This window comes from Phormidium tenue FACHB-1052 (assembly GCF_014696675.1).
In the GTDB taxonomy this organism is placed as follows: Bacteria; Cyanobacteriota; Cyanobacteriia; order Phormidesmidales; family Phormidesmidaceae; genus Nodosilinea; species Nodosilinea tenuis_A.
This window is the reverse complement of sequence record NZ_JACJQN010000012.1, coordinates 129,554-149,228: the sequence shown is the minus strand read 5'-3', so window position 1 is coordinate 149,228 and position 19,675 is coordinate 129,554. Positions and strand designations below refer to the sequence as shown.

The 19,675-nt window shown below is 58.2% G+C and carries 21 protein-coding genes and 1 pseudogene; 10 read left to right on the top strand and 12 right to left on the bottom strand.

Translation table 11 applies throughout. The features are described 5' to 3' along the window. Positions 1 to 99 precede the first annotated feature (99 nt). The 6 genes from H6G07_RS16990 to H6G07_RS16965 all read left to right on the top strand — a co-directional run bounded on the left by H6G07_RS16990 (position 100) and on the right by H6G07_RS16965 (position 4,785). Positions 100 to 390, top strand: a complete 291-nt coding sequence (locus tag H6G07_RS16990) for an HU family DNA-binding protein (protein ID WP_073609394.1) — start codon at positions 100 to 102, stop codon at positions 388 to 390. An 8-nt stretch (positions 391 to 398) separates the two neighbouring features. Continuing rightward, the gene (gene cobD, locus H6G07_RS16985; protein ID WP_199312175.1) at positions 399 to 1,508 is read left to right on the top strand and encodes a threonine-phosphate decarboxylase CobD; all 1,110 of its coding nucleotides are present in this window, start codon (positions 399 to 401) and stop codon (positions 1,506 to 1,508) included. An 87-nt stretch (positions 1,509 to 1,595) separates the two neighbouring features. Beyond that, complete coding sequence (locus tag H6G07_RS16980; protein WP_073609395.1) at positions 1,596 to 3,140, top strand: ABC transporter ATP-binding protein; 1,545 nt, start codon at positions 1,596 to 1,598, stop codon at positions 3,138 to 3,140. Positions 3,141 to 3,250: 110 nt separating this feature from the next. Continuing rightward, positions 3,251 to 3,739, top strand: coding sequence for a peptidoglycan-binding domain-containing protein (locus H6G07_RS16975; RefSeq protein ID WP_073609396.1), 489 nt, complete (start codon positions 3,251 to 3,253; stop codon positions 3,737 to 3,739). Positions 3,740 to 3,763: 24 nt separating this feature from the next. Beyond that, positions 3,764 to 3,964: a hypothetical protein gene (locus H6G07_RS16970; protein ID WP_139297092.1), complete on the top strand. Its 201-nt coding sequence runs from the start codon at positions 3,764 to 3,766 to the stop codon at positions 3,962 to 3,964. Then, positions 3,916 to 4,785 (top strand): arylamine N-acetyltransferase family protein, encoded by an 870-nt coding sequence (locus H6G07_RS16965; RefSeq protein ID WP_073609397.1) that lies wholly within the window; start codon positions 3,916 to 3,918, stop codon positions 4,783 to 4,785. The genes H6G07_RS16970 and H6G07_RS16965 overlap by 49 nt, the downstream gene beginning before the upstream one ends. A gap of 28 nt (positions 4,786 to 4,813) precedes the next feature. Here the strand turns inward: H6G07_RS16965 and H6G07_RS16960 are convergent, their stop codons facing one another. The 6 genes from H6G07_RS16960 to holA all read right to left on the bottom strand — a co-directional run bounded on the left by H6G07_RS16960 (position 4,814) and on the right by holA (position 10,706). Next, positions 4,814 to 5,374 carry an FKBP-type peptidyl-prolyl cis-trans isomerase gene (locus H6G07_RS16960; protein WP_073609398.1) on the bottom strand — a complete coding sequence of 187 codons (561 nt, stop codon included), beginning with the start codon at positions 5,372 to 5,374 and terminating at the stop codon, positions 4,814 to 4,816. Positions 5,375 to 5,478: 104 nt separating this feature from the next. After that, a complete protein-coding gene (locus tag H6G07_RS16955) occupies positions 5,479 to 6,228 on the bottom strand; it encodes a response regulator transcription factor (protein WP_073609399.1) in 750 nt (249 codons plus the stop codon). A gap of 223 nt (positions 6,229 to 6,451) precedes the next feature. Beyond that, positions 6,452 to 7,837: a GAF domain-containing sensor histidine kinase gene (locus H6G07_RS16950; protein ID WP_073609400.1), complete on the bottom strand. Its 1,386-nt coding sequence runs from the start codon at positions 7,835 to 7,837 to the stop codon at positions 6,452 to 6,454. A 145-nt stretch (positions 7,838 to 7,982) separates the two neighbouring features. After that, positions 7,983 to 9,029 (bottom strand): GTPase ObgE, encoded by a 1,047-nt coding sequence (obgE, locus tag H6G07_RS16945; protein WP_073609401.1) that lies wholly within the window; start codon positions 9,027 to 9,029, stop codon positions 7,983 to 7,985. Then, entirely contained in the window at positions 9,029 to 9,541 is a 513-nt protein-coding gene (locus H6G07_RS16940) for a DUF4168 domain-containing protein (protein WP_190740734.1), read from the bottom strand. Before H6G07_RS16940 ends, obgE begins: the two co-directional genes overlap by 1 nt. 178 nt (positions 9,542 to 9,719) lie before the next feature. Then, a complete protein-coding gene (gene holA / locus H6G07_RS16935; protein WP_073609403.1) occupies positions 9,720 to 10,706 on the bottom strand; it encodes a DNA polymerase III subunit delta in 987 nt (328 codons plus the stop codon). A 98-nt stretch (positions 10,707 to 10,804) separates the two neighbouring features. Here holA and H6G07_RS16930 point away from each other — a divergent pair, with 98 nt between their 5' ends. Then, positions 10,805 to 11,422: a precorrin-8X methylmutase gene (locus H6G07_RS16930; RefSeq protein WP_073609404.1), complete on the top strand. Its 618-nt coding sequence runs from the start codon at positions 10,805 to 10,807 to the stop codon at positions 11,420 to 11,422. Further along, complete coding sequence (cbiE, locus tag H6G07_RS16925; RefSeq protein ID WP_073609405.1) at positions 11,419 to 12,675, top strand: precorrin-6y C5,15-methyltransferase (decarboxylating) subunit CbiE; 1,257 nt, start codon at positions 11,419 to 11,421, stop codon at positions 12,673 to 12,675. The genes H6G07_RS16930 and cbiE overlap by 4 nt, the downstream gene beginning before the upstream one ends. A 29-nt stretch (positions 12,676 to 12,704) precedes the next feature. On the opposite strand, the gene H6G07_RS16920 is transcribed toward cbiE, so the two are convergent. From H6G07_RS16920 to H6G07_RS16905, 4 genes are all read right to left on the bottom strand, one after another. Further along, complete coding sequence (locus H6G07_RS16920; RefSeq protein WP_171973043.1) at positions 12,705 to 13,490, bottom strand: CPBP family intramembrane glutamic endopeptidase; 786 nt, start codon at positions 13,488 to 13,490, stop codon at positions 12,705 to 12,707. A 112-nt stretch (positions 13,491 to 13,602) separates the two neighbouring features. Further along, positions 13,603 to 13,983: an AbrB/MazE/SpoVT family DNA-binding domain-containing protein gene (locus H6G07_RS16915; RefSeq protein WP_073609407.1), complete on the bottom strand. Its 381-nt coding sequence runs from the start codon at positions 13,981 to 13,983 to the stop codon at positions 13,603 to 13,605. A 1,255-nt stretch (positions 13,984 to 15,238) separates the two neighbouring features. Next, positions 15,239 to 17,206 (bottom strand): acetate--CoA ligase, encoded by a 1,968-nt coding sequence (acs, locus tag H6G07_RS16910; protein ID WP_073609408.1) that lies wholly within the window; start codon positions 17,204 to 17,206, stop codon positions 15,239 to 15,241. 266 nt (positions 17,207 to 17,472) lie between these two features. Then, positions 17,473 to 17,628 (bottom strand): hypothetical protein, encoded by a 156-nt coding sequence (locus H6G07_RS16905; RefSeq protein ID WP_171973044.1) that lies wholly within the window; start codon positions 17,626 to 17,628, stop codon positions 17,473 to 17,475. A 167-nt stretch (positions 17,629 to 17,795) separates the two neighbouring features. Here H6G07_RS16905 and H6G07_RS16900 point away from each other — a divergent pair. Together H6G07_RS16900 and H6G07_RS16895 are read left to right on the top strand one after the other, a co-directional pair. Further along, positions 17,796 to 18,203, top strand: a pseudogene (locus H6G07_RS16900) (adenylate/guanylate cyclase domain-containing protein). A 141-nt stretch (positions 18,204 to 18,344) separates the two neighbouring features. Beyond that, entirely contained in the window at positions 18,345 to 18,758 is a 414-nt protein-coding gene (locus H6G07_RS16895; RefSeq protein WP_199312173.1) for a hypothetical protein, read from the top strand. A 73-nt stretch (positions 18,759 to 18,831) separates the two neighbouring features. On the opposite strand, the gene H6G07_RS16890 is transcribed toward H6G07_RS16895, so the two are convergent. After that, positions 18,832 to 19,146 carry a metal-sensing transcriptional repressor gene (locus H6G07_RS16890; protein WP_073609514.1) on the bottom strand — a complete coding sequence of 105 codons (315 nt, stop codon included), beginning with the start codon at positions 19,144 to 19,146 and terminating at the stop codon, positions 18,832 to 18,834. Between the two features lie 103 nt (positions 19,147 to 19,249). Then, positions 19,250 to 19,669: a thioredoxin domain-containing protein gene (locus H6G07_RS16885; RefSeq protein WP_073609410.1), complete on the bottom strand. Its 420-nt coding sequence runs from the start codon at positions 19,667 to 19,669 to the stop codon at positions 19,250 to 19,252. Positions 19,670 to 19,675: the final 6 nt, after the last annotated feature.

Sequence of the window (19,675 nt, the reverse complement as noted above, 5' to 3'; positions counted from 1 at the left end):
GTTTCAGCCGTTTTGGCTACCGGAGCCGTTGTACGTGCTCTGGGTCTATCGTCCAATTGCGGCTGCTATCCCAGTGTTCTTTGCCCATAGGAGACAGTTATGAACAAAGCTGAACTCGTTGATAAGGTGGCTGAGAAAGCCTCTGCCGGCGATAAGTCTATGACCAAGAAAGACGTGGACTCGGTGATTACGGCCACCATTGACGCCATTATGGAAGCCGTTGCTACAGGCGAAAAAGTCACCCTAGTAGGGTTTGGCTCCTTTGAGCGCCGCGAACGCAAAGAGCGGGAAGGGCGCAACCCCAAAACCGGCGACACCATGGTGATTCCGGCGACCAAGGTACCTGCGTTTTCCGCTGGCAAACTGTTCAAAGAGAAAGTGGCCAAGTAACCACTCCCTTGACCTTCATCCCCTCTGCTCCCACAGCTTCAATTCGACCCGTTCACGGGGGAAATCTGGTCTGGGCGGCGGCTGTCGCCAACTGTTCCCCCGCTTCTCTCGTTGACTTTTCGGCCAGCATCAACCCTCTAGGGCCGCCTGAGTCGGTGGCTCTGGCCCTGACAGAGGCTTTGGGGCAGTTGCGCCACTACCCCGACCCCGACTATGCCGCCCTACGCCGCGCCCTGGCCAGTCACCACCAGGTGCCCGCCGACTGGGTGCTGCCAGGTAACGGGGCGGCTGAACTGCTCACCTGGGCAGCCCGTGACCTGGCCGAGGGGCCTGCAGCGGGCTGCCACCTGCTGACTCCGGCTTTTGGTGACTATGGGCGAGCCTTGGCTGCCTTCGGGGTTCCGATTCAGCCCTGGCCACTTTCCCTAGAGATGGGGGAGGACGGTACCTTGCAAAAGGCTATCTCCTGGCCCGATGCCGAGGTGGCAGGTGTCATAATCAACAATCCCCACAACCCCACTGGCCGTTTATTTAGCATAGATAACCTCAAGCCTCTGCTCGATCGCGCTGACACCGTGATTGTGGATGAAGCCTTTATGGATTTTGTGCCGCCGGATCGGCAGCAGTCGTTAATTGTCGAACTCGATCGCTACCCGAATCTGGTAGTGCTCAGGTCGCTAACTAAGTTTTATACTCTGCCGGGTCTGCGCATTGGCTATGCCCTGGGCCACCCCGACCGCCTGCGCCGCTGGCAGCACTGGCGCGACCCCTGGCCGGTAAATGCCCTGGCGGCGGCGGCGGCGATCGCGTCGGTGCAAGATAAAACTTTCCAAAACCGCACCTGGGATTGGCTTCCCCCTGCCCGTACCGCCCTGTTCGAAGGGTTGCAGGCCATCCCTGGGCTGCGGCCCCTGGCAGGGGCCGCCAACTACCTGCTCGTGCACACCACAACCCCAGCTCCGGTACTGCAAGAGGCTATGCTGCGCAGTCACCAGGTGTTGATTCGCGATTGTCTCAGTTTCCCTGCGCTGGGGGCAGACTACTTTCGGGTGGCGGTGCGCACCGCTGGCGAAAATGAGCGTTTGCTCACAGCCCTGGGGCTAGCTGTGGCGGTATGATGCCCCCAATGCTGGGTCTCAGGCTAAGTCCTTGAGTCCTAGATAGTTTTACCCTTAGCGATTTCTGTTGAGATTCCTGAGCTGTCTATGACCACCGTTGCCCGGCCCCTGCTGCACCTCAACCTACCCCCTGAACTCAAGGTGGTGAATATGACTAAGCGGTTTGGCAGCCTGGTGGCCCTCGACGATGTCACTCTCACCCTCAAGCCCGGTACCTTCCACGGACTGCTGGGAGAAAACGGAGCCGGTAAGAGCACCCTGGTGAAGTGCATCATGGGCTTTTATGCGCCCACCGCCGGGCAAATTTTGGTAGACAACGAAATCTACTCGATTAAAAGCCCCAAGGATGCCCACGGCTGCGGCATTGGCATGGTGTATCAGCACTTCACCTCGGTGCCCGCCATGACCGTGGCCGAAAACCTGGTGCTCAGCCGCTACGATCGCACCCAAATCATCAACTGGAACCGCGAATATGCCGCCCTGCGCACCTTCATGGAGCGATCGCCCTTCCAGGTTGACCTTGACCTGCCTGTGGGTCAGCTAGCGGCAGGGCAAAAGCAAAAGCTCGAAATTCTCAAGCAGCTCTACCTGCAAAGCCGCATTCTCATTCTCGACGAGCCCACCTCGGTGCTCACCCCCGACGAGGCCGACGAGGTGCTGGGGCTGCTGCGCCAGGAGGTGCAGGCCGGCCACCTCAGCGTGCTGCTGATCACCCACAAGTTTCGCGAGGTGCTGGCCTTTACCGACGAGGTGACCGTGCTGCGCAAGGGCCGTCTGGCGGGCCACGGAGCCGTAGCCGACTTGACCGTGGCCGATATGGCCCGGATGATGCTGGGGGCCGAACGGGTCACTAAGTCGGTCGATAAAGCCCCAATCGCAGAGCACCACCCTGTGCTGACGGTGCATGGCCTGGGGGCGCTCAAAGACAATGGCCTACCCGCCTTTGGCCCCCTCGACCTGACGGTACACAGCGGCGAGATTGTCGGCATTGCCGGGGTCTCGGGCAATGGTCAGCGCGAGCTGGTGGAGGTGCTGGCGGGGCAGCGATCGCCCACCCACGGCCACATTGAGGTCAACGGCGACCCCTACCGGGCTACCCGGAGCGAAATGGTTAGCCACGGCGTCTGCACCCTGCCCGAAGAACCCCTGCGCAACGCCTGCGTGCCCGGTATGTCCGTAGCCGAGAATATGGCCCTGCGCACCTTCGATCGCCCTCCCCAAGCCCGCGCTCGTCTGTGGCTCATGCTTGGGGCCATCCGCGAGGCCGCTCAGGGGCTGATCGCGGCATTTTCGGTCAAGACTCCCTCCCCCGATACCCCGATTCAAAACCTGTCGGGGGGCAACGTGCAGCGGGCGGTGCTGGCGCGGGAACTATCGTCCCCCGATATCAACCTGCTGATTGCCGCCAATCCCTGCTTTGGCCTCGATTTTCAGGCCGTAGACCAGATTCACAACGCCCTGGTAGAGGCCCGCAACCGGGGCGTGGCGGTGCTGCTGGTGAGCGAAGATCTCGACGAGTTGCTGGCCCTGAGCGATCGCATTTTGGTGATCAGCGAAGGGCAGCTTGTCTACGAGAGCGCGGTCGAGCAGGCTAACATCGCCGACATCGGCCACAAGATGGCTGGCCACTAGCGTCCTTAGGGGTTTCCCCCCTCGTAGGGCCGGTCTAGCAGCGGGTAAACTACAGATCTAGCTTTGTTGCATGCTTTGTTGATACCGTACCGACACAGGCGAGTCAGACCATGGGTGAATCGTTAACGCAGCAAATTCCCGGCATTGCCGACGCCGACTGTTTGGCGCTGGTGCAAGAATACTGCCGCTTGGCGGCGCGCCCCAGCCTGAGCGATGCCGAAAGCCAGCGCCTTGACGAGCTGCTTGCCCTAGCCGAAGACGATGGTCGCCTCGACTTTTGGATCAACGAAGCCGACCACTTTATCGACCACGCCATTGGCCTGGGCAGCGCCACGCGGGTCTACGCCTCGGTAAACGAAAACCTCAAGGCAAGGCTGCGCGAACTGCTCGATCTGACCCACACCGCCCACCCCGGCGACAAAGCCCTAGAGCTGATTGAAGAGCTAGACGAAAGCCTGGCCGAGGGTACTCGTCAGGTGCAGCAGCAGTTGGCCAAGCGCGGCTATGACCCCGGCCCAGTAGACGGGGTAGCCGGGCCTAAAACCCAGCGCGCTCTGCGAGACTTCCAGCGCTCCAAGGACTCTGGCCGACGGCCATAGGACTGTCATCTTACGACTGTCCCTATGCCCAAGCTCGTAGGCGATGCGCTGGTGTATAACTTTGGCCTGAGCAGCGGCATTCCTATAGCAGTCCTGGGTGATCGCCTGACGCTGACCAATGCCAAGCCGTTGGATGATGAGGCAAAAGTTTTTAAGCTAGTTTGGGAGCGACAGCTATGGCGCAGGATTCTCTCAACAACACAGAGTCAGCGGCGCTCGATCTAGAGGCTTATTTTGAGCGCATCGGCTGTGGTGCATTGGGTCAGGCCAGCCAGAATGGCACGCTTGCGCCTACCCTAGACACCCTCAAAGCTATTCACCGGGGTCACACCAGCACCATTGCCTTCGAGAATCTCAGCTCATTTTTTCACCGACCCGTCTCCCTAGCGTTGGTAGATCTCCAGCAAAAGCTGATCTACGACCAGCGGGGCGGCTACTGTTTTGAGCAAAATCTGCTGCTGCGATCGGTGCTCGTGGCCCTGGGCTTTCAGGTGACGAACCTGGCCGCTCGCGTGCGGTGGAATCTGCCGGAGGGCACCGTCACGCCCCGCAGCCACATGCTGCTGAAAGTGGATATTGACGAAGCGTCTTACCTAGCCGACGTAGGCTTTGGCGGTTTAACGATGACGGAACCGCTGGCGCTAGTGCCAGATCGATCGCAATCTACCTCCCATGAACCCTACCGCCTGACGCTGGACGGACAGACCTACTGCTTAAAGGCCCAGCTTAACCAGGTGTGGAAACCGCTGTACTGCTTTGACCTGCAAGCGCAGCAGCGTTGCGACTACGAAGTGAGCAATTGGTATGTATCCACCCATCCCCAATCGCTGTTTGTCAATGCGCTGATCGCGGCTCGCCCTGGGGATGGCTGCCGCTCTGCCCTGCTCAACAATCAGTTGACCACGCGCCACCTTGACGGCAGATCTGAGCAGCGTCTGTTGACCACCGCCACCGAACTTTATGATGTGTTGAGCGATGAATTTGGGCTGCGAGTGCCTGAAACCCTAGATCTAAAGCAAGCCCTAGAACGCTTTGTGGCTTCCTAGGGCTTGCTTAGGTGAATTTGCGCTGAATCTAACCGATACGCAGCAGTTCTACATCAAAGAGCAGGGTGGCATTGGGTGGAATCACCCCCCCAGCTCCCCGGCTGCCGTAGCCCAACTCCGAGGGAATGACTAGCTTGCGCTGGCCGCCCACTCGCATGGTGCCAACCCCTTCATCCCAGCCTTTGATCACCTGGCCCACCCCAATTTGAAAGGTAAAGGGGCGACCGCGATCGCGGGAACTGTCAAACTTAGTCCCGTCTTCGAGGGTGCCGGTGTAGTGCACCGTAACCCGCTGCCCTGGTTGAGGCATGGCCCCCGTGCCTTCAACCACGTCAACGTACTGTAGGCCAGAGTCAGTAGTTACTAAAGTCTCTTCGGGTGTCATAGTCGAGGCATCCTCATCGGCGGGAATTAGGTCAGCGGCAGCTTGGGCAAGTTGGACAACGGGCTCAGCGATGACCGCTTCGGCGACCTGAGGGGCATCCAAATTTGCGGCCATAGCCTCAGGCTGAGGACTGGTAAATTGAGCCACCAGCAGCACCACGCAGCAGGCCGCCAAAATTCCTAGGCTAATCAAAATTTCTCGCACGGCATATCTCCCTTGCAGCTTGATCCCTACCGATCATATCGCCTTGCGCCACCCTCAGGGAATCCATCCCCTCACACCCTCACACCCTACCCCCACTCACTCTCTTAGCCAAACCGATACCCAAACCCCCGCAGCGTCGTCACATATTGCGGGTGCGCCGGGTCGTGCTCAATTTTTTCGCGCAGCCAGCGAATGTGTACATCTACGGTTTTGCGATCGCCCACAAAATCGGCCCCCCACACCGTCTGAATCAGCTCTTCCCGCGACCAGACCCGGTTAGGGCTCTGCATAAACAGCTCTAAAATGCGAAACTCCTTAGGCGAGAGATTCACCTCTTGCCCCGCCACCAGCACCCTAAACTCCGTGGCGTGGAGCACGATATCTCGATAGGTCAAAACAGCACTGTCGGGCTGTGACGTTGACCACTGGTGCCGCCGCAGCAGGGCGCGGCAGCGGGCAATCAGTTCGCGCATGCCAAAGGGCTTGGGCAAGTAGTCGTCAGCCCCTACCTCTAGACCCACTACCCGATCCATCTCAGTGCCCTTGGCGCTCAAAATCATAATGGGCATGGCTAGATTGTGATGGCGCATCATGCGGCAAATATCTAGCCCATTAACGCCGGGCAGCATCAGGTCAACAATGGCTAAATCAATGTCTAGACCAGTGAGGCCATCCCCAGCCGCCGGAAACATCAGCTCTAGGGCGCGGTGGCCCGACTCGGCGGTGACCACCTGATAGCCCTGCTCTGTCAGCGCCAGGGCTACGGTTTCACGGATCAGATCTTCGTCGTCAATGATTAAAATGCGCTCTTGAACCGTCGCCGATGGCGATCGACCAGGGAGATTTTTTTGCACAGCACAGCCAGCCTAACGGAGCGTGGACAGACGCAGGCAGACGGCCCACCACGGTCGATTGCCTCCCCTAGAGATTAGCTTGTGACCCAGGGAGCGATCGTCAACCGTAGCGTTTGCTCGCCGCCCAGCTAGCGGATCGGCGTCTGCACCACTCCGCTATCCTGTCGGACTTAGCTTAAGGAAACATCGGCTTCTGGTTAAGCTTGCGTAAACTTGATCCTGCCTAACGTTGACAGGTGGCTTCAACTTCGGCTGAATGGCCCAATTCCAACCGTGCTTTGGTGCCCTCTAATCCTGGTAGCAGCACCATCAGCCGACAGTCGCTATCTTCACTTCCCTGAATGGTTAGCTGTCCGCCGTGGCGCTGTACGAGGTGCTGGCCCAGCAAGAGCCCGAGCAAAGAGTGGGGAGGTTGACAGGGCACTGGCGAAGCCTGGAGCACGGTCAACACCTCGTGGGGCAACCCTTCCCCCAGCCAAGGGTTGGATAGCCACAAAGCCAAGGCTAGATTGTTGTCCCGCCGACAGGCATGAATACGCAGGTTGCCATTGTCTCCGGCGACCTGCATGATGCTGAAGACTAGGTGATACAGAATTTGCTTGACCACGCGCTGGTCTAAAATCCAGTGATTTGCGCCGGGTTCTATGGAGAGGTTGAGGGTTTGGGCGCTGGCGTCGGCGAGGGGGGCGAGGGTGTCTAGCACCTGCTGGCCCAGGGCTTCAATATCAACGGTGGTCGGCACTAGATCAACGCGTTCTGCCTCTGGGGGGTTGAGGTCGACGAGTTCTTCGACCAGAGCCATTAGAATCTGGCTACTGCGGTGCACAATGTCGGTGTACTCGCGCTGTTTTGGGGTCAGAGGGCCATAGATTTCCCGGCTGAGCATGGTGGTCATGCCGAGTACCGTGGTCAGGGGGCTGCGCAATTCCTGGGTGAGTTGGCTAATCAGGTTGAGACGCACCTCACCGACTAAAGAGGCTAACGGTACCTGAGGCGCGCTGAGAGTGGCCCGATGGCATTCGTACTCGCCCATGCCCCAACGGGCGGCCATGGCTAGAAACCCTAGCTCTTGGGCAGTGAACGATCGCGGCTGCACATCCATCACGGCCAGGGTGCCAATGCAGATGCCCTGGCTAGTCATCAGCGGGACTCCGCCGTAGGCCCTGACGCCGTAGGTCATGACCAGATTACTCTGGGCCAAGACGGGGTTTTCTAGGGTGTCGGTCACCACTAGGGGCTGCTCGCTATCGAGTAGATAGGCCCCTAACCCCTCGGTAAGGGGAATCTGGCGCTGCTGCGATAGGGGGTTGCCTAGGCCAAGCGATGACAGGCCGTAGGCAGCCCGCACGTACTCGGTCTGGCTGTCGGCCAGGGTAATTACAGCAATGGGTACGCCGAGGAAGCGAGCTGCCATCTGAACGGCCTCTTCCCAGGCGGGGATGCTGCTGGACAAGCTGAGGCCAAGGGCGGCGATCGCCTGGCTGCGCCGCTGCTGACGCTCCGCCCAAGACAGCCTTTGAAGCGAACAACAGGGCCAGGTCTGGGGGGACATGGCCGATTTATTTGCCACATTCCCCTCAGGCACTACTGAAAACACAGAAACGCTCATGGCCAAAGCCTAACCCTTGTTGAAACACAGGCTTAGCATGCCCGCAGGGGATGGCCGAAGTAACGGTAGATCGGGGCAGAACGGTATCTTTGCGTACCGTTAGGGGGCTTGGGGTACGGGCGTAGGGGCTGAATTGCGATCGCGCTCAGTCTTGGGGTATGGCGAAGACCGTCGCCGCCGCCTCTGCCGCCGCCGCTGCTTTGGCTTGGTCGAGCAGATCCCAAACCTGCTGAAGCATGGGGCCTAAGCCCGTACCAGCCACCGCCGAAATGCCATACACCGGCCCCGGCACCAGCGTTTCGAACTGATGGATGAGTTCGGCCAAATCTTCGGGGGTGAGGGCATCGACTTTGTTGAGGGCTAAAACCTGAGGGCGATCGCTTAGGTCGCGACCGTAGGCGGCAAGCTCCTGCTGGATAGTGTTGAAGTTCTCGACCGGCTGCTCGGCGGTGGCGTCGACCACGTGCAGCAGCAGTCGGGTGCGCTCGATGTGGCGCAAAAACTCGTGGCCTAGCCCTAGCCCCTGGTGTGCCCCCTCAATGAGGCCAGGAATGTCGGCGAATACGGTGCCGTCGCCTGAAGGCCGGCGCACCACCCCCAAATTGGGGATCAGGGTGGTAAACGGGTAGTCGGCAATTTTAGGCCGCGCCGCTGAGAGGGCTGAAATTAGGGTTGACTTGCCCGCATTGGGCAGACCAACGATGCCGACCTCGGCTAGCAGCTTGAGTTCTAGGCGCAGCCGCCGCTCTTCGCCAGGCAGTCCAGGTAGGGCGTGCTCTGGGGCGCGGTTGCGGTTGCTGAGAAAGTGGCGGTTCCCCAGCCCTCCCTTGCCCCCCTGAGCTACGCAGAGCAGCTGGCCAGGCTCGACTAAATCGCCCATTAGATGATCGGTGGTGACATCATAGATGGCAGTGCCACAGGGAACGTCGAGGTATAGATCGACCCCTGCAGCACCGGTCATGTTTTTGTTGCCGCCCCGCTGACCATCGTCCGCCTTAAAGCGGTGGGCGTAGCGAAAATCGAGCAGGGTTTGGAGCTGCTGAGTAGCCCGCAGATAGATTGAACCACCGGGGCCACCGTTGCCCCCCGCTGGCCCGCCAGCGGGAACGTACTTTTCACGCCGAAAGGCGACAGCGCCATCACCGCCGTCGCCGGCAATGACCTCAACTTCAGCTTGGTCGATAAACTGCATTATTCGGCGCCGTTGACAGATTGTTGCTGAAGCTGGATCATTGCTGCCCGAATTTGCTCAGCCAAAGCCTGATCTTGGGGATAGGTGGCCGTGATCCGGTTGAACAGTCGCCCTGGTAGCCCGTGGGACTGCACAATTTCGCTAGCCCGGTTGCAGTAGTTGACGATGATCGTGCGGATGTCGCCACGTAGGTTGCGGGGCAACTGGTTGAGGTTGGCGGTGCCAGTGCAGGACATATCAATGCTGCTAATGTCGTGACTGGTGCCGGTTAGCAAGGTCTTGATTTGGCTCAAGGCCTCGTTGCGCGGGGCCTCCATCTCAAGAATTGAAGCGGCGTAGGCCGTTACTTCCTCAGAGGAAACCGAACTGTTTTGGGCCTGGGCCGCGGCTCCCAGGGTGACATTGCCCGTGGCCGTGGGAATAGAAACGCCCGCGCCACTGGCTAGTACGGTCAGGCTAGCGATCGCCGCTGCCAAAGCAGTGCGACGGTGAGCAGATAAAGGGTAAGTCAATAAGTGAATCATTATGTTTATAGCTCCTGTGCTGGTATCAACCAGAATGGCCCTGTGCTCCAACAAAAAAGAAGGCTCCTAAAGCAAGGCCCTTTTTGGGTAAACGCCACCCTTGGCGCGATCGCTCGAATCTCACAGCCCAGACGGGACAGCGTCCCTGCGAGTTCCAGCTTTGAGGCTAGGTACCACCGGGCTTAAACACCCGACAAAGTTCTATCACTTTTGTGTGTAGAGTAGCGCGTTCATCTCGGCCCTGCTTTAAATCAGACTCTAATTCTAGTAGCAAAGGCAGACTCCGTTGCAATTGGGTGAGACTCAGCGATCGCACCTCCTGTTTTAAGAAGTAAATTCGCTTGGGGTTTGCGATCTCCGCCGCCGCCGCCACCTCGGCGTCGCTGGCCACCCCGGCCAGGGCCTTGAGCCACAGCCACAGCCGAAACTGGCTAACTAGAGTGGCCACAATGCGCAGGGCGGGCTCGTTGCGATCGAGCAGATCGCTGACCAGCCCCAGGGCGGTGGGCGTGTCGCCCTGCTTGAGAGCCTGGGCTAGCTTGAGGCTGGTCTGGGTTGACACCGTCACTAGCTCGGCGGCCACGGCGGGGGGAATGGGTTGGGGGTTGGCCCCCCAATACAGCGCTAGCTTTTCTAGCTCTAGGTGGAGCTGGCAGGTGTCGTTACCCACTGCTTCGGTCAGCAAATCGAGGGTGCCAGCCTCCAGGTTTATGCCCCGCTCCTTGGCCACGGCGGCGACCTGCTGATGAATCTGGTCGGTTTTCCAGGGGGGAATGGTAGCAAACTCGCGGATCTCACCCCAGGTTTTAAACAGTTTGGTAAATTTGGCCCGACCGTCGGGCTTAGCCGCGCTGGTGAGCAGCAGCACTGAGGTGTTAGGGATCTGGGGCAGAGTGCGCTCAAATTCGGCCAGGACAGGGTCTGGGCAGCGTTGCCCCAGGCTGGTATTGGCTAGCCACACCAGCCGCTGACCCTCGCCAAAGGGAGGCGTCATGGCCTGGTTAAGAGCCTGGGCGGGGCCACTGGCCGCCTCCGGTGGCACCACATCGTAATTAAAGCTGGCCCAGGCCTCGTTGAGGGTACGCTGGCGCAGGGCTTGGACGGCCTTTTGCAGGGCAAAGTCGTCGTCGCCCCAGAAGTAGTAGGCGGGCATGGGGAGTGGGGGTAGGGAAGGTAGGGGAGTAGGGGTGTGGGATGATGGGGCGGCTTGGCTTGGGATGTTGTTACGGTTAGGGACGGTTTAGGGATTTTATGGCGCAGCTGTGGCAGAGCCCTATTTTAGAAGAAAGTTTTGCGCTGATCGATCGCGAGGTGGGCGATCACCTGTTCACTCCGGCGGAGTATGCGGTGGTGCGGCGGGTCATTCACAGCACTGCCGATTTTGAGTTTAAGGAACTGGTGAGGTTTAGTGAGGGGGCGATCGCAACGGCAATCCACCATCTCTCCAAAGGCGGCCCGATCATTGTAGATGTGACGATGGTGCGCCAGGGAGTGGCGGGCATGGTTGAGCGCACGTTCCAAAATCCGCTGCTGACAGCCGTGACGGTGGGAGAACCGCCAGAGGAGGGCCGCACTCGCACAGAAACCGGGCTGCTGCGGTGTTTAGAGGAGCAGCCTAACGCGCTGGTGGCGATTGGCAATGCGCCAACGGCGCTGATGGCGCTGTGCGATCGCATGGCCTCAGACCAAGCCCATCCTGCCTTAGTCATCGGGGCTCCGGTCGGCTTCGTGGCGGTAGAGGACTCCAAGCAGCGTCTAGCCCAGATCTCGGTGCCGCAAATTCGGGTGGAGGGACGCAAGGGTGGGTCACCTGTCGCTGCGGCCATTCTCAACGCCCTGCTGGTGCTGGCCTGGGAGCAGCAGCTATGACCTCAATTCAAGTGGTGGGAGTAGGGTTGGATGGGCGAGAGGGGCTGTCGCCCAAACTGCTGCAACTCATTGACCAAGCGACAGTGCTGGTGGGCAGCCCCCGACATCTCAGCTACTTTCCTGACGGGTTGGCAGAAACCTGGGTCTTGGGCGATCTAAAGGCTACCCTCGATCGCCTCCGCCGATGGCTAGACACCGCTAAACCCGGTATTGCCGTAGTTTTGGCCTCTGGCGATCCACTCTTTTTTGGCCTAGGGCGGCTGCTGTTAGACCATTTGCCCGCCGAGAGTCTGACCTTTCACCCCCATCTGAGTGCGGTGCAGCTAGCCTTTAGTCGGCTCAAACTCCCCTGGCAGGGGGCAACGCTGATCAGCGCCCACGGTCGATCGACCGAAGAACTTACGACTGCCCTACGGCGAGGGGATGCGCTGATTGCAGTACTCACCGACCCGACCCACAATCCGACCGTTCTAGGTCAGCTTATTCTCACGCTGGGGTTGTCCTATAGCTATAGCCTCACGATCTGTGAAAATCTGGGGGATGACACTGAAACCATCCACCGTTTGACGCCCGAAACTACGGCGGGAAAGTCCTTTGCGGCGCTCAATGTAGTAGTGCTCCAGCGGCAGCGCGAGGTAGGGCTCGACCCAGAGAACCTGCCGCTGATTGGCCTGCCCGATCGCGCCTTTGCCACCTTTAGCGATCGCCCCGGCCTAATCACCAAGCGCGACATCCGCATTCAAATTTTGGCTGACCTAGACCCGAGACCAGGGCAGACTATTTGGGATGTTGGAGCTGGTACTGGCTCTGTCAGCGTTGAAATCAACCGCCTCTGCCCCACAGCCCAGATCTATGCCATTGAGAAAACCGCTGCTGGTCATGGCTTAATTCAGCAAAACCAGCGCCGTCTGGGTAACGCCAACCTGCACCCGATCTATGGGACTGCCCCTGAGGCCTTGGCGGCCTTGCCCGACCCCGATCGGATTTTTATTGGCGGCAGCGGCGGCCACCTGGTTGAAATTCTTGACCTAGGTGCCCAGCGCCTCCGGCCCCAGGGCCGCATTGTTCTAGCCTTGGCGACCCTAGAGCATACCAGCACGGCCCTGGCCTGGGCCAGCGGCACCGCAGACGATCGCTCTCCTTGGCCGGTAGAGCTGCGTCAAGTTCAGGTGCAGCAGGGAGTTCAAGTTGGGGCGCTGACCCGTTGGCAACCGCTCACCCCTATCACCATCATCACCCTGAACCGTCCCTAATTCCCTCAGGCGATTCAACCGCCGTTTGCCTACCTCAGGGCCCAAACCCCTACCCCTGTGAGCACCAGCAATCCCAGGGGCAGCACCCCGGTCAGCGGCTGATCGGGCAGCCCCACTAGCCAAATTGGGCCATCTTTGCCGGGCTTTAGCAGGGCTAGGGCATCGATGGCGGCGATCGCAAACACCCACCCAGCATGTAGCCCCCAGGCCAAGCCTAGGCTGCCGCCCCCCGCCCAGCGAGCCAGCAGCAGCACCGCCCCCATCACCGCCAGCCCCGGCAACTGGGGCGCTCCGGCGGGGCCATCCCACACCAGGTGAGAAACGGCAAAAATCAGGCAGACGGCGATCGCCATCAGCCCCACCGGCAGCGCCTGTCCTAGCCCATTCACCAAAACCCCACGAAATACCAGTTCTTCAATCCAGCCTACAAATAGCGCCAGGGGCAGTACTGCAAGCAGCACCACCCCTGGCGAAGGACTAGATCGGGTTTGATCGTCGGTGCTGACGCTCGCTTGCCCCGTCGGGGAAAGCGCCGCCCCTCCTGGGTCAACGGGTTGGCCAGGGGGGTGCCACCGCCGCCAGCCTAGCCCCACCTGTAATGCCACGAGCAGGGCTACGCCTCCCGCCGCCACCCCAAACCCGGCAGCGGCGGCCCTAGCAAAAGGCCAATCCCAAGCGATGCCGTAGGCTGACCAGGTGCTAGCGGCGAGACGACGATGGCTCTCCACCGCTATGGGGGCCAGCAGATATAACGGCAGCAGCAGGGGCAGCTTGTGCTGCGGGGCAACGGGGTAGGTGAGCGGCACGCGCGCCACACGCGCAACCAATAAGCAAACTGGAATACCTAACGTGATCCAGCTTAAAAAAAAACAATTAGATGCGCGATCGCAGGCATATTCACCAGCAGAGTTTTTTAGTAAGCCAGTACTATTCTTCGTCGGAGTCAGCGTCAAGCTGCTTCAGATGAATGTGCTTATAGCCCAGCTTAATTTCAAATTCATCGCCAGACTTCAGACCCATTTCTTGGGTGTAGGTAGCACCAATAACGATCTGACCATTCTTATGGACGCTCACCCGATAGGTGGGTTCACGACCGCGTCCATCTTTGCTGCTTTCAGGATCAAGGTTGATGCCTTTAGCCTCTAGCAGCGCATCGTAAAATCCAGATAAATTGACCCGTACCTGATTGTCTTTGGTCAGAGTGTAGTAACCGCATTCTTTGGCGGTTTCGCGCTTGGTTAGGTTAGATAGGTCTTTAACCTTTTGAAGCAATGCTTTGCCGGTCAGGGGACTGGGTTTTTCTGCCATTGTCAGGGAAAATCCTTGGGTAATATGTAAAGTCGAATGCTGGAAAGCAGTGGGTCAACCCTTTGGAGTAAGGGCAGCGACCATTGCGCAATAGCAAAAGAATAATAGCAAATAAATCTGCCTATTCGCACAACTAATTATAGTCAAAGTTATTAGAGTTTGTCACCTAAAAAATAAACGATTTGGATAGGCTTTTACTGATTTATTCGGTGCCCATTATCTATCACAGGCACAGAACCGCTTCAAAAAAGTCAGGGTTTAAGACTCTGCCATTGCTCAGTGGGCAGACTACCTCGAGGATAGGATGACTATTTCAGTTCATCTCGATTGCTTTTGATTCACGACCAATGATATCCCCGCTTCTCTCCGCTACTCGCTCACCTCATTGTTATCGGAGCTAGGTTTGCTAAATGCCCAGGCAGAGACTATTCCTGCCTTTCCCGTTTTAGGAAAGGCAGGAATAGCGCTCAGGACAGTTGACCATTGCAGGCAGTTCAGGAACCTAAGAGGCAGTTGGAAGAGGATCAGCCGTAATGTTCGTTACGGCTGATCCCCTCCTGACCCTCCTTAGGAAGGGGGGCAGACTCAATGCCTTTTAAAAAGAGTAATTTAGGAGGGCGCTCAACCTTTTGGTATCCAGGGTAAGCCTTTTGAAGCTAGCCGTAAAATATTGGCCAGCCTGATCAAACCCCTTAGCCCCGTAAATTCTCCCCTGCTTAGAGGGTTAGAACTGCGGTCACCTGTGGGTTAGAAGTGAGTGGCGATGCCAGAGCTGTGTTAGCTACAGGCTATCAGCCTAGCCAAGCTCTCACTACAGGTTTGCTGCAAAGGCTAAAGCCATGTTATGGGCAGGCTGGAAAAACCTGATCGGGCTGTTTAATCTGAGTTGTGAGCAGTTTTCTAACCACCTGCTGACCGTAAAAATACGGTGTCGCGATCGCCCATCATCATCCCTACCTGCTATCAGATCCCTTTGAAGCACAAATTCTATAAGTAAGCAGCCCAAAATTAGCGCAGGTCGCCACGAATCTGTCTCTAGATAGAGGCATTAATACCCTAGCTGGAGTTGTTGGGACAGAGTAAGTATTCCGCTTTTTCTCCCAAGGAAGCTGCCTTGGCTAGGTACTAGGTTATCCAATTAATCCGATAAACAAACTGGCGCGAGCAAGGCGCACCATGCCCGCAGAAGGCATGGCAATGGCGCGCCTTTACTCAGGGAAATGCTGGGCCTGATGAAAGGTGCCGAGGCTGAGTGTTAACCCTGGCGAAGCTGATCGAGCACGCTTTGATCTTCCATGGTGGAAGCATCGCCTGCGATCGCCTCACCACTGGCCAAATTGCGCAAAAAGCGACGGATGATTTTGCCCGATCGCGTTTTGGGTAGGGCATCGGCAAATCTAATTTCGCCGGGTCGGGCGATCGCACCAATTTCATTCACCACGTGCTGTTTGAGTTCCTGTTTCAGCTCGTCGCTGGCGCTATAGTGGCCTTCTAAAATCACAAAGGCAAAGATATCTTCGCCCTTGAGGTCATCTTTGCGGCCCACCACGGCGGCCTCGGCCACCGCCGGATGGGAAACCAGCGCCGACTCGACCTCCATGGTGCCCAGGCGATGGCCCGATACGTTGATCACGTCATCCACCCGACCCATGACCCAAAAGTAGCCGTCGGCATCCTTACGGGCACCGTCGCCCGCAAAGTATAGATATTGGCCATCTACTGGAGCAATGTGTTCCCAGTAGGTACGGCGGTAGCGATCGTCGTCACCGTAGACCGTGCGCATCATGCTCGGCCAGGGATGCTTGATCACCAGGTAGCCGCCCTCGCCAGCGGGCACGGGGTGGCCGTCGAGATCGACCACATCGGCCAAAATGCCGGGGAAGGGCAGGGTCGCCGAACCGGGCTTGGTGGCGATCGCCCCCGGCAGCGGCGTAATCATAAAGCCGCCGGTCTCCGTCTGCCACCAGGTATCGACAATTGGGCAGCGCTCGCCGCCGATTACCTGGTGATACCACATCCAGGCTTCGGGGTTGATGGGTTCGCCTACGGTGCCCAGCAGCCGCAGCGACGATAGATCTCGCGCCTTGGGCAGCTCGTCGCCCATCTTAATAAAGGCGCGAATGGCGGTGGGAGCGGTATAGAAAATGGTGACGCCATACTTTTCAATCACATCCCAAAAGCAGCCGGGGTTGGAGGGCCGGGGCACCCCTTCGTACATCACCGTCGTCGCCCCGTTCGACAGCGGGCCGTAGACAATGTAGCTATGGCCCGTAATCCACCCCACGTCGGCGGTGCACCAGTAGACGTCGGTGTCTTTGATGTCAAAGGTCCATTTAAACGTGGTGTGGGTGTAGAGGTTGTAGCCTCCGGTGGTGTGCACCACCCCCTTGGGCTTGCCCGTCGTACCGCTGGTGTAGAGAATGAACAGCAGATCTTCGGCGTCCATTTCTTCGGCGGGGCAGTGGGCCGAGGCCGTGGCCTGGAGCTCATGCCACCAGTGATCGCGGCCTTCCACCATGGTCATCTCGGCCTTGGTGCGCTGTACCACCAGTACGCTAGACACGCTGGGCACCCCACTGTTGGCTAGCGCCTGATCGACCGCAGCTTTGAGCGGCACAATCTTGTCTTTGCGAAAGCCGCCGTCGGCAGTGATCACTACCTTGGCCTCGGCATCGTTGAGGCGATCTTTGAGCGCTTCGGCGCTAAAGCCGCCAAAGATGACCGTGTGGGGCGCGCCAATACGGGCGCAGGCCAGCATGGCGATCGCCGCCTCGGGCACCATGGGCATATAGATGCCGACGCGATCGCCCTTTTTCACCCCTAACCCCTTGAGCACGTTGGCCACCTGGCACACCTCCCGGTGTAGCTGGGCGTAGGTCAGGGTGCGGCTGTCGCCCGGCTCCCCCTCCCAGATCAGGGCGGCTTTGTTGCGTCGCCAGGTGGTGAGGTGGCGATCTAAACAGTTGTAGGAAATATTGATTTTGCCCCCCACAAACCATTTGGCAAAGGGTGGCTGCCAGTCGAGCACCCTATCCCAAGTCTTAAACCAGTGCAGCTCCTGGCTGGCGAGTTCTGCCCAAAACTGAGCCGGGTCTGCCGCCGCCCGTTCGGCCAGGGCGCGATACTCGTCAAAGCTCTTGATCGATGCGTTTTGAACAAACCCATCGGCGGGCGAAAACAGGCGGTTTTCGTGGAGAATCGATTCGATGGTGGGGGAAGCCATAGACAATGCTGAGTCTCTTGCGAACACAAATAACGTTAGACGAAAGCCGCTGTAGAGGAGCGGCGTCCCTTGAAAACCATACGATTTTTAGTGGCCCTTTGCACAGCCTTTACGGTTTCCGTAATGTTTTTTGGGCCGCTTGTCTAAGGGAAAAAATGGTCATCTGCCGCAATGTTTAGACAAAAATCAGAACCTAAGTCCAAAGAACGCTAACCCTTAGGAGATGGGGGCTTCTCCAACCACCTCTTTTCGATTGCCTAAATGTCCTACGTCAACGGTTCAGCTTTGGGCAAAAACTGTTTTGTGACCGGTTTAAGTGCATCTCTGTCCCCTGTTTCTGGAGCTTGCGTGGCTAAAATAGGGCGGAATTTATCGCCGTTATCGCGAAGATTAAACCCAAGGGCGATAGCTGCAGAGGTCATGCCGCTAGGCTCACCGTATCCAGATAACCCCAAGCTTTGATGTAGAGAAGCCAATTTTCAAGCTGCCACTGATTTGATCAGAGTAACCATCACTGCTGCGAAACCGACTCGTGTCGAGATCGGGTCGCTCAAGTTTGCTGAGCAGGTGATCACATCTTTAACGCAGGATTATCTATGGCTCAATTGGTGTTGATCAGTCGTTTAGGACGTCGGTGACTAGATGTTTTGGCGGTGGCGGTGGGCTACTTAATTGTTGCCATGGCCAGGAGTCTAGCGATCGCATCGGCCAGTCCTTTCGCCTGCGCATTGGCATTAACACTGATCCCGTGGTGGCGGGGGTGATTGGCACCAAAAAGTTTATCTACGACCTCTGAGGCGACACCGTCAATACCGCCAGCCCCATGGAGTCGTTTGGGGTAGCGGATCGGATGCAAGTGACCGAGGCGACCTACAATTGCCTCAAAGACACCTACGACTTTGACCTGAGGGGTGAGGTCTGGGTCAAGGGCAAAGGGCCCATGCGCATCTACCTTCTGCGGCAAAAAAGCTTGGCGATCGCGGCTAAGCCACTCTAAGTACTGGTCAACTAAACCATGATTTGTGCTGGCTGGCCGGGTATGCTAAGCCAAGGGAGTTCTCTATTAGGTAGCCAGCGATACCTACTGTGTCACTATGGCTTGTTGCTTCAGTATCCTGTGCCACCACGTGATGGGTCTATGACTACGGCTAAGGCATCTGTACCGGCGCAGCCCGCGCCCCCGCTCTCCGCCCAAGACGCAATGCTGGAGAATATTGTCGGAGTGGCGATTTTTGACTTCAGCGGTTTGCCCCGCGAGTATTTCATCACCGCCGATAACGAAAGCACAGGTTGGGTGCAGCTAGTATTTCAGGCCCTAGGGCTCAAATCGCTGCTGATGGCGTCGCTGAAGCTAGAGGGGTTCTCCCACATCTGCATTGAGCTAGACCAGCAAACCGCCTTTGTGGTGCGCACCAAAGAGGAGTACGTGGCCCTGCTGACGCGCAAACCCCTGGTGTTCGCTACGGCCCAGGAGAGCGATCGCTTTAGCCATTGGGTGCGCCAGTTTGAGCGCCGCCTGCTGCGCGAGCACAGTCGATTTATTCCGGCCTAAGAGAGTTGGGGGGTGCAGGGTTTGGATGAATGCTTGCGATTCTGAGCTTAACCCCTGCACCTTACGCCTTGAGCTAAGGCAAAAACCGATCTAGTGCGGCCTTAAGCTCGGCGATTTCTTCTTCAATGTTGCCGTCTTCAGCCGCGCGACCAATGCACTCGGTCAGGTGCTCATCGAGAATGATGCGGGCGACGCGATCGAGCGCACCGCGCACCGCCGCCACCTGCACCAGCACATCTGGGCAGGAGCGACTCTCCTGCACCATAGTCTTAATGCCGCGAATGTGACCCTCAATGCGGGCCAGTCGGTTGACAATCCGCCGCAGCGACTCCGGGTCATGGACGTGGGGATGGGCCTTGGTGTCGCCGGTAGGCTCGACCTCGTGCAGGTGAGAGTGGGGGGTGGGGCTAGGGTTATGCAATGGAATTTGAGAATGAATAACACACGAACGGAGGTGGCTGGCTTAGCGTTAGCGCTTGCTTAACATCGCCCTACTGGGGCGGCGAAAACCCTGACAAGCTGGCCAAGTCGTCTAAAGACTTAACGCCTGGGTAGAGCTGACCCTCAATTTCCCAAGTGGGATATCCCTCAATGCCCTTTTGCTCACACAACTCTGGCTGCGGGTTGTCGCCATCGGCGGCACACTCTATGTAGGGCACCTGCTCCATAGCATCGCCAAACATCGCCTTCTGGTCGGCGCAGTGGGGGCACCAGTAAGCCCCGTACATAACGCTGCCGGTATCAGCCAAGTGCTGGGCTAGCTGGCCCTCGTAGCTGGTCACATCGGTAACCGTTTGGGCAGGCTTAGGCCCACACCCGACTAGCAGTAGGACACCCAGCGCTAACCCTCCTAACCAGGAGACATTTAGCATGGGCTGAGGCCAAAAACGATCGCGGTGCAGTGAAACCATAGCGCT

Bases quoted from the DNA above. Each gene is read 5' to 3' on its own strand.
- H6G07_RS16990 (WP_073609394.1), top strand. From the start codon at position 100: ATGAACAAAGCTGAACTCGTTGATAAGGTGGCTGAGAAAGCCTCTGCC.
- H6G07_RS16980 (WP_073609395.1), top strand. From the start codon at position 1,596: ATGACCACCGTTGCCCGGCCCCTGCTGCACCTCAACCTACCCCCTGAA.
- H6G07_RS16975 (WP_073609396.1), top strand. From the start codon at position 3,251: ATGGGTGAATCGTTAACGCAGCAAATTCCCGGCATTGCCGACGCCGAC.
- H6G07_RS16970 (WP_139297092.1), top strand. From the start codon at position 3,764: ATGCCCAAGCTCGTAGGCGATGCGCTGGTGTATAACTTTGGCCTGAGC.
- H6G07_RS16965 (WP_073609397.1), top strand. From the start codon at position 3,916: ATGGCGCAGGATTCTCTCAACAACACAGAGTCAGCGGCGCTCGATCTA.
- H6G07_RS16950 (WP_073609400.1), bottom strand. From the start codon at position 7,837: ATGAGCGTTTCTGTGTTTTCAGTAGTGCCTGAGGGGAATGTGGCAAAT.
- obgE (WP_073609401.1), bottom strand. From the start codon at position 9,029: ATGCAGTTTATCGACCAAGCTGAAGTTGAGGTCATTGCCGGCGACGGC.
- holA (WP_073609403.1), bottom strand. From the start codon at position 10,706: ATGCCCGCCTACTACTTCTGGGGCGACGACGACTTTGCCCTGCAAAAG.
- H6G07_RS16930 (WP_073609404.1), top strand. From the start codon at position 10,805: ATGGCGCAGCTGTGGCAGAGCCCTATTTTAGAAGAAAGTTTTGCGCTG.
- cbiE (WP_073609405.1), top strand. From the start codon at position 11,419: ATGACCTCAATTCAAGTGGTGGGAGTAGGGTTGGATGGGCGAGAGGGG.
- H6G07_RS16915 (WP_073609407.1), bottom strand. From the start codon at position 13,983: ATGGCAGAAAAACCCAGTCCCCTGACCGGCAAAGCATTGCTTCAAAAG.
- acs (WP_073609408.1), bottom strand. From the start codon at position 17,206: ATGGCTTCCCCCACCATCGAATCGATTCTCCACGAAAACCGCCTGTTT.
- H6G07_RS16905 (WP_171973044.1), bottom strand. From the start codon at position 17,628: ATGACCTCTGCAGCTATCGCCCTTGGGTTTAATCTTCGCGATAACGGC.
- H6G07_RS16895 (WP_199312173.1), top strand. From the start codon at position 18,345: ATGACTACGGCTAAGGCATCTGTACCGGCGCAGCCCGCGCCCCCGCTC.
- H6G07_RS16885 (WP_073609410.1), bottom strand. From the start codon at position 19,669: ATGGTTTCACTGCACCGCGATCGTTTTTGGCCTCAGCCCATGCTAAAT.